Source organism: Sphingobacterium sp. DR205 (assembly GCF_011064245.1).
GTDB lineage: Bacteria > Bacteroidota > Bacteroidia > Sphingobacteriales > Sphingobacteriaceae > Sphingobacterium > Sphingobacterium athyrii.
The window spans coordinates 1,205,228-1,219,676 of sequence record NZ_CP049333.1 but is presented as its reverse complement, the minus strand read 5'-3'; the positions used below and the strand labels follow the sequence as shown (position 1 = coordinate 1,219,676).

The following is a 14,449-nucleotide window of genomic DNA, read 5'->3' as shown; positions in this document are numbered from 1 at the left end:
TAAAAACAATCAACCAAAAATTATGAGCTTAAAAACATTGAACCATATCTGGCAGACACAGGAGTATTGGTGGAGCCATATTTCGGAACGCAATGATTTTGATTTTGAAAAAACCTTCAGTAAAAAAGTGGGTATTTTCAGCGCCATTACTGAGAGTACGCAAAAAATTCAGGATTATGTAGAAGGTCTTTCGGAAGAAGATTTAGAAAAAAATGTCAAAGTTGAATCACCTTGGTTCCAATGTGATTTTTCAGTATATGAATATATTCAGCGTCTGATGATCCACCGAACTTATCACCGCGGACAGATCGTCACCATAGGCCGAAATATCGGAATAACAGACGCACCAATGACAGATTACAATTTTTGGAATATCTATAAGGACCAAAAATAAATAAAGAGGTTACCGCGATGGAAAAAATCACAAGTAAAGTCCGTGTCAGAGAAATCCTGGAGCAGGCTAAGCTGGGCTGGAAACAGCAGGGACCGGACGCCCTTCTCATAGCTATACAAGTTGGACTTGTAAAAAAGAAAGTGAGTTTTCCTCTTCTGGAATATGCCGCAAAGGAAATAGCAATGTGGATACCCGAAAATGAACAGACCGTTTTTACGGATGCACTGAGCGCTACCGATGAAATGGGAAGTTATGTCATAGCGGGGATGATCTTACAACTACAGCTCCCCATACATCTGGAGCAGTCGATCCAGAAAGCATGCGGGTATATGATAAAAGGAGACCAATGGTATGTCTGTGACATCATAGGTGAACGTGTACTTGGACATGCACTCCTTACTTTTCCAGAAAAAACAATCCCATTATTGGAGCAGCTTACCAAAGATTCGAATAAATGGGTTGTCCGCTCGGTCGGTGTCGCCACACATTATGCCGTAAAGAAAGGCCTGGCACCGAAATTTGCTGAAGCCATGTTCAAACTGATGCTGTCATTATCCGGTTCAACGGATTTCCATATCAAAAAGGGAATCGGTTGGGGTGCTAAAACCATTGCCAAATTCCACCCTACAATCATAGCGCGTCACATGGACAGGATTGAATCTTTAGAAACCAAACAGTGGTTTCGAACAAAAATTACCATAGGTCTGAATTGGAACAAGGCAGCTACGTCATTATAGATAGCATTGGGAAAGTCTGGTAAATAGACAATCGAATGTAACCTCTTAAAGGACTGATGAAATTGGATCAGAGAAAAAGATCCTGACCTGTAAAAACAGCCGCTGGTTTAGGAATTGTCGTGGTAAAATGAGACAGTTAGAAGAACATGTGCATCCTCAAAAGCGGTCCAACAGCTAAAGGGGCCGCCCGGGAATAGAATATCTGAAACGATACCGCGGAAAAATAAGTACGAAATTATAAAAGAATAGGGCTAACCGAATCTGCTCGGTAGCCCTATTCTTTTTCAGCCAGCAGCGCTATATTTGGCTAGTTTTTTTTCATGGTTCCTGTTTCTCTCAAATTGATATGCCAACTGAAAGCCTCCTCCAGTAAATGTGGCGTGTGCCCACCTCTTTCGCAGGCGCGATTGTAATAATCCAACAGTTGTGCTTTGTAATCCGGATGTACGCAATTTTCAATAATAACTTTCGCACGTTCACGAGGAGCCAGCCCGCGCAGATCAGCCAAACCGTAATCTGTCACCAAGATATCAACATCATGCTCCGTATGATCTACATGGGATACCATCGGGACTATATGAGAAATCGCATCGCCTTTGGAAGCCGCCTGTGTGACGAAGATACTTAAGTAAGCATTCCGGGCGAAATCTCCGGAGCCACCTATACCATTCATGATGTTGGTACCTGAAGTATGGGTGGAGTTTACATTGCCGTATATATCAAATTCTATCGCTGTATTAATCGCAATGATACCCAAACGTTTGATCAATCCCGGTGTATTGGAGATGTTCTGAGGGCGTAACACGATCTTGTCCCGGTATTTGTCCAAATGATCGAATACACGGGAATAACATTCTTCTGATACGGTAATGGAAGAGGCTGACGCAAAATCCAGTTTACCCGCATCAATTAAGTCAAATGTACTATCCTGTAATACCTCCGAAAACATCGTTAAATTATGAAATTTACTATGGATAAAGCCTGTAAGTACCGCATTAGCCACTTTTCCAATTCCCGCCTGCAGCGGCATCAGACTCTCGGACAGATGCCCAAGTTCAACTTCATTCTCAAAAAAAGCCAATATATGCTTTGCTATTGCTGTTGTTTTGTCATCTGGCTCAGCAATATCGGCCGGACTATCTAATTCATTTGTAAACACGATACCCACAATCTTGCCGGGATCCAATGGGATTGTCTTTCGACCGATTTTATTTTCAGGCGCTACAATAGGGATAACATTACGACGCGGATAGTCTTCAGCCTGGTAGATATCATGTATTCCTTTAATAGTGGTCGGAATAGCCGTATTAACTTCCAGAATAACCTGTTTAGCCAATGCAGCAAAGGTTGCCGAATTACCTACGGAGGTTGTTGGAACGATACTGCCATCTGATTCGATCGCAGCGACTTCCAAAACGGCAATATCAACTTGCGGCAAATTCTTATTGTGCAACAGTTCAGCAGTCTCGCTTAAATGCTGGTCAATAAAAAGCACATCCCCAGCATTGATCTTATTGCGGAGGGTACGATCTACCTGAAATGGCATCCGTTTGGACAGGGCTCCGGCCTCAGCCAATTTACCGTCTGTACCATGACCTAAGGAAGCACCCGTAATCAACGTTATTTTCAAAGGATCCTCTTTGGCCCTTTCCGCCAAAGCCGGTAATACAGCTTTACTATCGCCAGCTTTGGTAAAACCGCTCGACCCAACGACCATACCATCCTGAAATAATTTTGCAGCTTCGGCAGCTGTAATAACCTTATCGTGTAAGCTCTGAATTTTTATCCTTTCGTAAGCCATATCCTTATAATTTTATTTATGTACGCTATTCATGTAAACTTAAGAAATTGAAACCTATTTACATCCGCTATTTTAAAAGATATTAGACCCTGGTGTACATTTCTCAAACAAACAATTTTAGTGTTTTTTTCTAGCGTGAATTTATTACCATTCGACACAAAATTATTCAATGGAGACGAAACAAAAGTAAACAACTGTATATCAGTAAAATAAATTAAAATATAGTTCTAATTATTTTATAAAAAAAAGAGACCTACTTCATATAAAGCTGATTTTCAATAAATTAAAAACAATAAATTTAAATCATGGTAAGTAAATACTAACTCTCCGGTGTTTTATTTGCAATTTTAATGTAAGCATACACTCACTTTACGCGCAACAAGGTCAGGTCTAGTAAAAAAGTCTTACCTTTGCAGCGTAGTTTTATAGGAAAAAATGAACACAAAAGATACAACGAGCGATGCAAAATATGTCAACCGCTATTACATGACGGAGGTCGACTCATTTGAGGATAGCATTTATTGTCACCATGCCATCATAGCGGAGAACCATATCACTGAGCACTGTCATGATAAGGATCAATTTTTATACACCGAGGGTGGTGTCGTTTTTATCAAAACGGATGAAAAATCATATTTTTTGCCAGCTCGGCATTACCTGTGGATTCCTGCGGGTGTAAAGCATAGTATCCATCCGAGTACACCGGAGGTTGTGATGCGTAATCTATATTTTCCAAAGACGAACAGCGATACTGCATTCTACAGTAAAATGGGGATCTATCCGGTAAACGATCTGCTGATTGAATTGATTATGTTTACCAACCGTTGGAATGGCAATATATTTCCCGTCGAGGAACCAAAATATAGCTTAGCGACTGCATTTAAGCTTATCCTCCCTGAGTTGTCCTTGCACGAACTCCCGCTGGCATTGCCCTATCCAAGCCACCAAAAATTAAAAGATATCGTTACTTATCTGGAGGAAAATATTGAAGAAAATGTGAGTTTTAAAAAACTTGCGAGCCTATTTAATATCAGCGAACGTACATTGGCCAGATTGTTTCAGAAGGAATTAAACATGTCTTTTATTCAATATTATACGATCCTCAGAATGCTAACTGCCCTTAAATTGTTACTGGATGAAAAACTCAGTGTCAATGAGGTCGCATTGAAAGTCGGTTATAACAGTTTACCTACATTTAGCAATACATTCAATAAGGTCGTAGGTATTCGCCCCAGCGAGTATGTCAAACAAAAAGAATTGCTTATTTAAAAATGTTTACCTAAATTAGGTCAATAAACCTAATTCAGGATGAAATTCAAACATATTATCTATGGTGCTGGAATTTTATTACTCAGTACTTCCGTATTTGGCAATTCTCAAGACAAAAAACCCAAGCCCATTCAATTGTTCAATGGGAAAGATTTAAAAAATTGGACTCCTAAAATCCGAAACCACAAGGTTGGAGATAACTATAAAAACACATTCCGTGTCGAAGATGGTTTATTGAAAGTCAGATATGATGGCTACGATAATTTCAATTTTCAATATGGCCATCTATTCTACGATAAAGAATTTTCCGCTTATTTATTACGTGTCACTTATCGTTTTGTAGGCGAGCAGGCTCCCGGTGGTGAAGGCTGGGCCTGGCGCAATAGCGGTGCCATGCTACATGGACAAGATCCCAAGACGATGGGCGTAGACCAGGATTTTCCGATATCTATCGAAGGTCAGCTCTTGGGTGGTAATGGCAAGGACGAACGCACAACAAGCAATCTGTGTACACCGGGGACGAATGTCGTCATCGATAACAAACTCTTTACGCCGCACTGTGTCAGCTCGACATCAAAAACTTATGCTGGCGATCAATGGGTAACGGCTGATTTCCTCGTATTGGGAGATTCACTTGTACAGCATATCCTTGAAGACAAAGTGGTATTACAATATACCAAGCCTCAAATAGGAGGTGGCAGTGTAACAGACTTTGACCCTGCCGTAAAAAAAGATGGGCAGCTATTGAAAAAAGGAAGCATCTCACTTCAGAGCGAGAGTCACCCGATCGATTTCAAAAAGGTGGAACTATATGATCTGGAACCTTACATGAAAGATCCCAATAAATTGAAAAAAGTCATCGCTGAGTTATTGCCCAATCTAAAACAATAATTCTGCGCCAATAACATAAAATAAAAAAAGCATCAGTACTGATGCTTTTTTTATTACTATTCGCCTGGAAAGAGAAATCCAAAGTATATAACATAAAGAAAAGGGATACAGCGAGCTGTACCCCTCAATATCTATACATAAAGCTTACGCTAAACCGTTAACGAATTTAGTTAACTTAGATTTGTTGTTAGAAGCTTTTTTCTTGTGGATCACATTTTTCTTTGCCAAACGATCAAGCATAGAAATTACGCGTGGTAACAATGTTTTTGCTTCCTCTGCAGAAGTTGTATGACGTAATTTTTTGATTGCGTTACGCGTAGTTTTTGCTTGGTAACGGTTTCTTAAACGTTTAGTAGCGTTTGCTCTAATTCTTTTGATCGCTGATTTATGATTTGCCATTTTTTTTAGCTAATTTTTATTCAATTTTTTCTTGTAATTCGGACTGCAAAAATAACACCTTATTTTCAATATTCAAAATCTATTTTGTTTTTTAGGTTTAGTATATTTGCGGCATGCAAAAATTATCGATGGATGAACTTCAACGTACAGATGTTGAATCGTTTAAAAAACAAGAAAAAACGCCTATCGCAATCATTTTGGACAATGTTCGTAGTATGCACAATGTAGGTTCTGCCTTCCGTACAGCGGACGGATTTGCTATTGAAAAAATATACTTATGTGGCATTACCGGAACGCCACCACACCGAGAAATTGAAAAAACGGCTTTGGGAGCAACGCAATCTGTCTCTTGGGAATACCACAAAGAAACGACCGATGTCGTAGCGCAGCTAAAAATGGAAGGTTATACCATCATTGCCATTGAACAAGCCGATGATAGTGTCATGTTACATCAATTTGAACCAAAGCCCGATAAAAAATATGCTTTAATTTTTGGAAATGAGGTCAATGGTGTCGATGAAGAGGTGATGGAAAAGATCGATACTTGTATCGAAATCCCTCAATATGGCACCAAGCATTCACTTAACGTATCTGTCGCAATTGGCATTATCCTTTGGGATTTTATCCAAAAACGCAATCTGAACTAAAAATTTATCAATAAAGGTCATATTCCTATCCACATTGCTTCCATTTTAGAAAGCAAAATAGTAGATTTGTGTGCAAAATTTAAAGAAGAAATGAGTGTATTAGTTAATAAAGATTCAAAAGTAATCGTTCAAGGTTTCACTGGAAACGAAGGTACTTACCATGCGACTCAAATGATTGAGTACGGAACAAATGTAGTTGGTGGTGTGACTCCCGGTAAAGGTGGTCAACAACACTTAGACCGTCCTGTATTCAACACTGTTCAAGATGCAGTAGACGCTACAGGAGCTAATGTTTCTATTATCTTTGTACCTCCAGCATTTGCTGCAGATGCAATCATGGAAGCTGCCGCTGCGGGTATCGAAGTGATTGTATGTATTACTGAGGGTATCCCTACGAAAGACATGATCCAGGTAAAATCTTACCTGAGCGACAAAAAATCTCGTTTAATCGGTCCAAACTGCCCTGGTATCATCACTGCAGGTGAAGCTAAAATCGGTATTATGCCAGGATTTATCTTCAAAAAAGGTAACGTAGGTGTTGTTTCTAAATCAGGAACTTTAACTTATGAAGCGGTAGATCAAACTGTAAAAGCTGGATTAGGAATCACGACAGCTATCGGAATCGGTGGTGACCCCATCATCGGCACAACAACTAAAGAAGCTGTTGAATTATTAATGAACGACCCAGAAACTGAAGCTATCATCATGATCGGTGAGATCGGCGGTGGAATGGAAGCTGAAGCTGCACGTTGGATCAAAGAACATGGCACTAAGCCTGTTGTAGGATTTATCGCTGGTCAAACAGCGCCTCCGGGACGTCGTATGGGCCACGCTGGTGCAATCGTTGGTGGTGCGGATGACACTGCTGCTGCAAAAATGAAAATCATGCGTGAGTGTGGTATACGTGTAGTTGAATCTCCAGCTGAAATCGGAAAAGCAATCGCAGAAGAGTTGGCTAAATAATTAGTCCGTTAAGCATATAAAAATAAAGGGGATCAAAATTGATCCCCTTTATTTTTATACACTCAACCATGCAACTCCACAACATGCGCTGTGAGCTCCCCTAGGCTTATAGATTTTTCATGCGGCGGCCAATCCAGTTTTTCATCTGGTATCTGATCTAAAATACATCTCGTATTTTTTGTTTCGTGATTCAGTTCGATCAAATAGCTTTTTTTGATACTCATATAAATACATTATTTCATCAACTGAAAATCCTTTAATACGGTAACCCCATAAGGAGATACCACCGCTTGATGCGCAGCCTCCCGCGCTATCTGTCCTTCAATATAGGTCACTTTGAGTGGCAAAAACGTATTATTGACAACATTTTCTTTAAATAGTGCCTCGTACCAGGTACAAGCCGCGACAAAACGTCCATAATCCAAGTTAAGATGATAACCATCCCTTGTGAATTGATCGCCTAGATAGCTTGACCGTGCATTTTGTATAGCTGTCCCCGAAGGCACGAGTACATCAAAATTACCCCAATTAAAGACTTCCTGAGAGGTGTTTACGATAGCCTTATACATCGCACTCTGATTACGATTATACCGGACAAAACCTTCATGCGATGAACCATTCTGATAGGCCCAGGTTTGATGTAATATATAGTTTGTTTCCGGATACTTTACATGTTTTGTGACGTACTCATATAAAAGTGGTAGATCCTTTGCATAGGATTCATAATCTCCCGACAAAGGGCTTGCCTGCTGGAAACTGATGTAATCCCAGGCTTCGTCAACCAAAGCCTCTGAAAGCCGTTCGTTTGTCTTCTCGGACATATGGCCTTCCAGATTGATCTTCCTGTAGCGATAAGCAGGTTTATCCTCTTTTGCATTGCTTACATGCAGGCTTAATGGCGCACCGCCAATATAGAGGTTACCAATTACGATTTTTTTCTTTCCCGCTTTGGCCAATTCATAAAGGTTTTGCTCGATCGCGTCCTCGGAAAAGCTGTTTCCAATGGCCAGTATACGCAAAACACCATCATCCAAGGATTGTTCTTGTGCATTTAATCTCCTGCCACTAAGAAAAAATAGTAATAAAATACTAAGTAAGAATATCTGTTTCGCTTTCATCATAAATTGCTTTGCTATAACGACTAAATTAGAGAATATCTCGTAGAATTACAATGATAACGCAAGAAAGGCAAGTTTTCTCCGGACAGGGTGCTTATCAACAGCACTTGGGCCATGGTTTATTCGGCTGCTGACTGAGTACAATACGTGGCCGTCCGGTCTCAGGAGTTCCGAGCCTGTTCCCCGGGGTTTCACTGCCCGACACTTCTTCATAGAGGACATCGGCCGGAGGCATAGTATCGGCAAAGGGAGATAAAAGAACCGGGGGACAAATAAAAGATCTTCCGGAAAGGAGATATGACCTAAACGAAAGAAGCCCTTGACTGTTTCCAGCAAGGGCTTCCGTGTAAAAAAAGGCACCGACCTACTCTCCCACCTGTTACGGCAATACCATCGGCTCTGGCGGGCTTGACTGCTCTGTTCGGAATGGGAAGAGGTAGACACCGCCGATATAGGCACCTAAAGATCTTTTTAGATGTGAGATATGAGATATGAGTATTGAGATCCTGTTAGGTCCCAGATAGCACGTATCCATGTCCACGTCTAAATGACATATATATTGAAAGATTACTTCAAAAATTAAAGAGGAAGACAACAGTGTCTGTCTGCTTGAGAAAGCTTCGGGCTATTAGTACCACTTGGCTTTGGTCTCTCAACCTTTACACCTATGGCCTATCAACGTAGTCATCTCCTACGACCCTATAAGGAAGTCTCATCTCGTGGCTAGTTTCGCACTTAGATGCTTTCAGCGCTTATCTATTCCAGACGTAGCTACCCTGCCGTACACCTGGCGGCATAACAGGTTCACCAGAGGTCTGTCCAACCCGGTCCTCTCGTACTAAGGTCAGATCCACTCAAACTTCCAACGCCCACAACAGATAGGGACCGAACTGTCTCGCGACGTTCTGAACCCAGCTCGCGTGCCACTTTAATGGGCGAACAGCCCAACCCTTGGGACCTTCTCCAGCCCCAGGATGTGACGAGCCGACATCGAGGTGCCAAACCTCCCCGTCGATATGAGCTCTTGGGGGAGATCAGCCTGTTATCCCCAGCGTACCTTTTATCCTTTGAGCGATGGCCCTTCCATACAGAACCACCGGATCACTATGTCCGTCTTTCGACCCTGTTCGACTTGTAGGTCTCACAGTCAAGCAAGCTTATGCCATTGCACTCCACGTACGGTTACCAAGCGTACTGAGCTTACCTTTGAAAGCCTCCGTTACCTTTTTGGAGGCGACCACCCCAGTCAAACTACCCACCAAACAATGTCCTCGCAATTGCGGAGTTAGAAACCGGATACAGAAAGGGCGGTATTTCAAGGTTGATTCCACGACTCCTGGCGAAGCCGCTTCAACATCTCCCGCCTATCCTACACATCCTGTACCCAATCTCAATGTTAAGCTATAGTGAAGGTGCATGGGGTCTTTCCGTCCCGTTGCGGGTAATCGGCGTCTTCACCGATACCACAATTTCACCGAGCTCATGGCTGAGACAGCGCCCAGATCGTTACACCATTCGTGCAGGTCGGAACTTACCCGACAAGGAATTTCGCTACCTTAGGACCGTTATAGTTACGGCCGCCGTTTACTGGGGCTTCGATTCAATGCTTCTCCCGGGATGACATCCCCTCTTAACCTTCCAGCACCGGGCAGGTGTCAGGCCTTATACCTCATCTTGCGATTTTGCAAAGCCATATGTTTTTGTTAAACAGTCGCCTGGGCCTTTTCACTGCGGCTGCTCATCACTGAGACAGCGCCCCTTCTCCCGAAGTTACAGGGCCATTTTGCCGAGTTCCTTAGCCATGACTCACTCGAGCACCTTAGGATTCTCTCCTCGACCACCTGTGTCGGTTTGCGGTACGGGTCTTCATAACCTGAAGCTTAGCGGGTTTTCTTGGAAGTCTGTTTACCTGCTCTATCAGCGCCACCGGAGCTTTGCTGTACTATTGGGTTTCAGCTAGAGTTGCGGATTTGCCTACAACCCCAATACCTACGCCTTTCAACGAACTATTCCGTCAGTTCGCGGCAGTGTCACTACTCCGTCACCACATCGCAGTTATGAAGAGTACTGGAATATTAACCAGTTGTCCATCGGCTTGCCCCCTTCGGGTGCGCCTTAGGTCCCGACTGACCCTGATCCGATTAACGTTGATCAGGAAACCTTGGTCTTTCGGTGGGCGGGTTTCCCACCCGCCTTATCGTTACTTATGCCTACATTTGCTTTTCCATACGGTCCAACACCCATTACCAGGTATCTTCGCCCCATATGGAATGCTCCCCTACCAGATGCATATCTTTCAATGCAAATCCATAGCTTCGGTACCGTTCTTGATGCCCGTTTATTATCCACGCCCGGCCGCTCGACTAGTGAGCTGTTACGCACTCTTTAAATGAATGGCTGCTTCCAAGCCAACATCCTAGCTGTCTGGGCAACCGGACCTCGTTAGTTCAACTTAGAACGAATTTGGGGACCTTAGCTGATGGTCTGGGTTCTTTCCCTCTCGGCCTTGGACCTTAGCACCCAAAGCCTCACTGCCGGCCATATCTGATAGCATTCGGAGTTCGTCTGGATTTGGTAGGATTTGACTCCCCCGCACCCAATCGGTAGCTCTACCTCTATCAGACTCCATGCCGACGCTGTTCCTAAAAACATTTCGGGGAGTACGAGCTATTTCCCAGTTTGATTGGCCTTTCACCCCTACCCTCAGGTCATCCGGAAACTTTTCAACGTTTATCGGTTCGGTCCTCCATTACATGTTACTGCAACTTCAACCTGCCCAAGGGTAGATCACAAGGTTTCGCGTCTACCTCATCTGACTATGCGCCCTATTAAGACTCGCTTTCGCTTCGGCTGCGTCCCTGAAGGACTTAACCTTGCCAGACAAGAGTAACTCGTAGGCTCATTATGCAAAAGGCACGCTGTCACAGGACCTGCCTGCTCCAACCGCTTGTAAGCACACGGTTTCAGGTTCTTTTCACTCCCCTGTTCGGGGTTCTTTTCACCTTTCCCTCACGGTACTGGTTCACTATCGGTCTCTCAGGAGTATTTAGCCTTACCAGATGGTGCTGGTGGATTCCCACAGGATTTCTCCGGTCCCGCGGTACTCAGGATACCACTATGCCAATATTCTTTGCCTGTACGGGGCTCTCACCCTTGTCGCGCAGTTTCCCACCTGCTTCCAGTTCATAGCATTGTACAATATCGTGGTCCTACAACCCCGACCATGCCGTAACATAATCGGTTTGGGCTCTTTCCCGTTCGCTCGCCACTACTTGGGAAATCATTGTTATTTTCTTCTCCTACGCCTACTTAGATGTTTCAGTTCAGCGCGTTCGCGTTTTATACGACATGTCTTCAACATGCCAGGTTGCCCCATTCGGAAATCTACGGATCAACTCGCATTTGCCGATCCCCGTAGCTTATCGCAGCTTATCACGTCCTTCTTCGCCTCTGAGAGCCTAGGCATCCCCCGTGTGCCCTTATTTACTTTCTTCACCGGCATAGCCTTTTGCCACTATGCGGCTGCTTTTGATATATATACCCGTATGCTACGTAATGATTCGTTCGGCCTTGACCGAGGGTCTCCTCATCACATCAAACACATACCAGCATTGTCTCTATACTGTTGTCTTCTCTTGTAATTTTTTTTCTCTTTCAATATGTCAAAGAACTCTTTTTCTCAGATAGGAGATATTAGATCTGAGATATTAGACCCTGTATGGCCTGTTATCTTTCTCTATATTTCCCTCCAAAAAACGTGGAGAATAACGGATTCGAACCGTTGACCCCCTGCGTGCAAGGCAGGTGCTCTAGCCAGCTGAGCTAATTCCCCTTTTTTAGATATGAGATGTTAGATTATAGATATGGGATCCTGTATGTCGCCATACTGTTTCTCCCATCTCCTATCTCATCCCTCAGATCTTTTAAGTAGTCCCGAGCAGATTTGAACTGCTGACCCCTACATTATCAGTGTAGTGCTCTAACCAACTGAGCTACGGGACTAGCTATTCTGTTCATCTCTTCTCTCAGGGACCGCTCCATTAGGGGCGGGCACTTTCTTCTGATGTTTTTTCTTCTTTTGCAATCATATGTAACGTGACGAGCACCGGTCCGCGATACTCTAGAAAGGAGGTATTCCAGCCGCACCTTCCGGTACGGCTACCTTGTTACGACTTAGCCCCAATTATCGGTTTTACCCTAACACGCTCCTTGCGGTCACATGCTTTAGGTACCCCCAACTTTCATGGCTTGACGGGCGGTGTGTACAAGGCCCGGGAACGTATTCACCGCGTCATTGCTGATACGCGATTACTAGCGAATCCAACTTCATGGGGTCGAGTTGCAGACCCCAATCCGAACTGTGAATGGCTTTTAGAGATTAGCATCATATTGCTATGTAGCTGCCCGCTGTACCATCCATTGTAGCACGTGTGTAGCCCCGGACGTAAGGGCCATGATGACTTGACGTCGTCCCCACCTTCCTCACTGTTTGCACAGGCAGTCTGTTTAGAGTCCCCACCATTACATGCTGGCAACTAAACATAGGGGTTGCGCTCGTTGCGGGACTTAACCCAACACCTCACGGCACGAGCTGACGACAGCCATGCAGCACCTAGTTTCGTGTCCCGAAGGACGGATGCGTCTCTGCATCCTTCACTAACTTTCAAGCCCGGGTAAGGTTCCTCGCGTATCATCGAATTAAACCACATGCTCCTCCGCTTGTGCGGGCCCCCGTCAATTCCTTTGAGTTTCACCCTTGCGGGCGTACTCCCCAGGTGGATAACTTAACGCTTTCGCTGGGACGCTGGCCGTCTATCGCCAACATCGAGTTATCATCGTTTAGGGCGTGGACTACCAGGGTATCTAATCCTGTTCGATCCCCACGCTTTCGTGCATCAGCGTCAATACCAGCTTAGTGAGCTGCCTTCGCAATCGGAGTTCTAAGACATATCTATGCATTTCACCGCTACTTGTCTTATTCCGCCCACTTCAAATGGATTCAAGCCCATCAGTATCAAAGGCACTGCGATGGTTGAGCCACCGTATTTCACCCCTGACTTAATGGGCCGCCTACGCACCCTTTAAACCCAATAAATCCGGATAACGCTCGGATCCTCCGTATTACCGCGGCTGCTGGCACGGAGTTAGCCGATCCTTATTCTTCCGGTACATTCAGCCAGGTACACGTACCTGGGTTTATTCCCGGACAAAAGCAGTTTACAACCCATAGGGCAGTCATCCTGCACGCGGCATGGCTGGTTCAGGCTTCCGCCCATTGACCAATATTCCTTACTGCTGCCTCCCGTAGGAGTCTGGTCCGTGTCTCAGTACCAGTGTGGGGGATTCTCCTCTCAGAGCCCCTAGACATCGTCGCCTTGGTAAGCCGTTACCCTACCAACTAGCTAATGTCACGCGAGCCCATCTCTATCCTATAAATATTTAATAACCAGACGATGCCGAATAGTTATATTATGCGGTGTTAATCTCTCTTTCGAGAGGCTATCCCCCTGATAGAGGTAGGTTGCTCACGCGTTACGCACCCGTGCGCCACTCTCACCATCTTTGAGCAAGCTCTCCGATGGATCCCGTCCGACTTGCATGTATTAGGCCTGCCGCTAGCGTTCATCCTGAGCCAGGATCAAACTCTCCATTGTAAAATGAAGTTTTTGATTCCAACTATTTACATAATCAGAATTCTTTTTTTATATCTCTGATCTTGGACCGAATTGAACCAATTCTTGAATTTGTTCATGACTTTCGACTTTCGTCTGTCTACTCGTCACGCTTACATGATTGTGTTTTCTTAAAGAACTTTTTGCGCTTCAACTTCCGTATCCGCTATATTCCGATGAGCATTGCGCCCGTCTTTATCTTTTTTGTTTTCCCCTCCGTTTCCGTTGGGACTGCAAAGGTAGAAATATTTTCCGAACTTCCAAAAAACTTTTGAAGTTTTTTTTCTTTTTCTTTTTCCAATTTCTGCGCCTAACTCCCGTTAAACCCTTCTTTTTTCAGGATTCCTTCTTTCGAAGCAACCGTTCCTCCCTTGCGGAGTGGTGCAAAGATAGGGAGTTTTCGGGCAAACTTCCAAGCCTTTTGTTTATTATTTTTTAATATTAGCGTTAACTTACTGTAACATTGAACGATTTATTTTTAAAGACGCCTTCGGCAAACAATTCAAACAGATCAAATCATAGGTTAAATAACCAACAACTTTATCTAAAAACCAACCC

10 protein-coding genes, 2 tRNA genes and 3 rRNA genes are annotated in these 14,449 nt (G+C 43.9%); 6 read left to right on the top strand and 9 right to left on the bottom strand.

Going from position 1 to position 14,449, the window contains the following annotated elements; genetic code table 11:
• Positions 1–22: 22 nt before the first annotated feature.
• Both G6053_RS05055 and G6053_RS05050 read left to right on the top strand, forming a co-directional pair.
• Positions 23–394: a DinB family protein gene (locus G6053_RS05055; protein WP_108637116.1), complete on the top strand. Its 372-nt coding sequence runs from the start codon at positions 23–25 to the stop codon at positions 392–394.
• Positions 395–411: 17 nt separating this feature from the next.
• Positions 412–1,131 carry a DNA alkylation repair protein gene (locus G6053_RS05050; protein WP_108637117.1) on the top strand — a complete coding sequence of 240 codons (720 nt, stop codon included), beginning with the start codon at positions 412–414 and terminating at the stop codon, positions 1,129–1,131.
• A gap of 307 nt (positions 1,132–1,438) precedes the next feature.
• Here the strand turns inward: G6053_RS05050 and G6053_RS05045 are convergent, their stop codons facing one another.
• Complete coding sequence (locus tag G6053_RS05045; RefSeq protein WP_108637118.1) at positions 1,439–2,932, bottom strand: acetyl-CoA hydrolase/transferase family protein; 1,494 nt, start codon at positions 2,930–2,932, stop codon at positions 1,439–1,441.
• 435 nt (positions 2,933–3,367) lie between these two features.
• Here G6053_RS05045 and G6053_RS05040 point away from each other — a divergent pair, with 435 nt between their 5' ends.
• A complete protein-coding gene (locus G6053_RS05040) occupies positions 3,368–4,201 on the top strand; it encodes an AraC family transcriptional regulator (protein ID WP_104385895.1) in 834 nt (277 codons plus the stop codon).
• A gap of 39 nt (positions 4,202–4,240) precedes the next feature.
• Positions 4,241–5,092: a DUF1080 domain-containing protein gene (locus G6053_RS05035; RefSeq protein ID WP_108637119.1), complete on the top strand. Its 852-nt coding sequence runs from the start codon at positions 4,241–4,243 to the stop codon at positions 5,090–5,092.
• A gap of 144 nt (positions 5,093–5,236) precedes the next feature.
• Here the strand turns inward: G6053_RS05035 and rpsT are convergent, their stop codons facing one another.
• On the bottom strand, positions 5,237–5,491 hold the full coding sequence (rpsT, locus tag G6053_RS05030) for a 30S ribosomal protein S20 (RefSeq protein ID WP_046671646.1): 255 nt from the start codon (positions 5,489–5,491) through the stop codon (positions 5,237–5,239).
• Positions 5,492–5,604: 113 nt separating this feature from the next.
• Between rpsT and G6053_RS05025 the strand changes: the two genes are divergently transcribed.
• Positions 5,605–6,138 carry an RNA methyltransferase gene (locus tag G6053_RS05025; RefSeq protein ID WP_108637120.1) on the top strand — a complete coding sequence of 178 codons (534 nt, stop codon included), beginning with the start codon at positions 5,605–5,607 and terminating at the stop codon, positions 6,136–6,138.
• Between the two features lie 90 nt (positions 6,139–6,228).
• Complete coding sequence (gene sucD / locus G6053_RS05020; protein ID WP_077438675.1) at positions 6,229–7,101, top strand: succinate--CoA ligase subunit alpha; 873 nt, start codon at positions 6,229–6,231, stop codon at positions 7,099–7,101.
• 62 nt (positions 7,102–7,163) lie between these two features.
• On the opposite strand, the gene G6053_RS05015 is transcribed toward sucD, so the two are convergent.
• The 7 genes from G6053_RS05015 to G6053_RS04985 all read right to left on the bottom strand — a co-directional run bounded on the left by G6053_RS05015 (position 7,164) and on the right by G6053_RS04985 (position 13,873).
• Positions 7,164–7,325 (bottom strand): hypothetical protein, encoded by a 162-nt coding sequence (locus G6053_RS05015; RefSeq protein ID WP_165305687.1) that lies wholly within the window; start codon positions 7,323–7,325, stop codon positions 7,164–7,166.
• Between the two features lie 9 nt (positions 7,326–7,334).
• Positions 7,335–8,222, bottom strand: a complete 888-nt coding sequence (locus tag G6053_RS05010) for a DUF4886 domain-containing protein (RefSeq protein WP_241254927.1) — start codon at positions 8,220–8,222, stop codon at positions 7,335–7,337.
• Positions 8,223–8,570: 348 nt separating this feature from the next.
• Positions 8,571–8,682, bottom strand: a 5S ribosomal RNA gene (gene rrf / locus G6053_RS05005).
• A 146-nt stretch (positions 8,683–8,828) separates the two neighbouring features.
• Positions 8,829–11,712 (bottom strand): 23S ribosomal RNA (locus G6053_RS05000).
• 265 nt (positions 11,713–11,977) lie between these two features.
• Positions 11,978–12,051 (bottom strand) — tRNA-Ala (locus tag G6053_RS04995).
• Between the two features lie 96 nt (positions 12,052–12,147).
• Positions 12,148–12,221: transfer RNA gene (locus tag G6053_RS04990), tRNA-Ile, on the bottom strand.
• Between the two features lie 122 nt (positions 12,222–12,343).
• Positions 12,344–13,873, bottom strand: a 16S ribosomal RNA gene (locus tag G6053_RS04985).
• Together the 16S, 23S and 5S rRNA genes with 2 tRNA genes alongside form the textbook arrangement of a ribosomal RNA operon.
• Between the last annotated feature and the right edge of the window lie 576 nt (positions 13,874–14,449).

What these genes read in the sequence shown, in the direction of transcription:
- G6053_RS05055 (WP_108637116.1), top strand. Translation starts at nt 23, where the DNA reads ATGAGCTTAAAAACATTGAACCATATCTGGCAGACACAGGAGTATTGG.
- G6053_RS05050 (WP_108637117.1), top strand. Translation starts at nt 412, where the DNA reads ATGGAAAAAATCACAAGTAAAGTCCGTGTCAGAGAAATCCTGGAGCAG.
- G6053_RS05045 (WP_108637118.1), bottom strand. Translation starts at nt 2,932, where the DNA reads ATGGCTTACGAAAGGATAAAAATTCAGAGCTTACACGATAAGGTTATT.
- G6053_RS05040 (WP_104385895.1), top strand. Translation starts at nt 3,368, where the DNA reads ATGAACACAAAAGATACAACGAGCGATGCAAAATATGTCAACCGCTAT.
- G6053_RS05035 (WP_108637119.1), top strand. Translation starts at nt 4,241, where the DNA reads ATGAAATTCAAACATATTATCTATGGTGCTGGAATTTTATTACTCAGT.
- rpsT (WP_046671646.1), bottom strand. Translation starts at nt 5,491, where the DNA reads ATGGCAAATCATAAATCAGCGATCAAAAGAATTAGAGCAAACGCTACT.
- G6053_RS05025 (WP_108637120.1), top strand. Translation starts at nt 5,605, where the DNA reads ATGCAAAAATTATCGATGGATGAACTTCAACGTACAGATGTTGAATCG.
- sucD (WP_077438675.1), top strand. Translation starts at nt 6,229, where the DNA reads ATGAGTGTATTAGTTAATAAAGATTCAAAAGTAATCGTTCAAGGTTTC.
- G6053_RS05015 (WP_165305687.1), bottom strand. Translation starts at nt 7,325, where the DNA reads ATGAGTATCAAAAAAAGCTATTTGATCGAACTGAATCACGAAACAAAA.
- G6053_RS05010 (WP_241254927.1), bottom strand. Translation starts at nt 8,222, where the DNA reads ATGATGAAAGCGAAACAGATATTCTTACTTAGTATTTTATTACTATTT.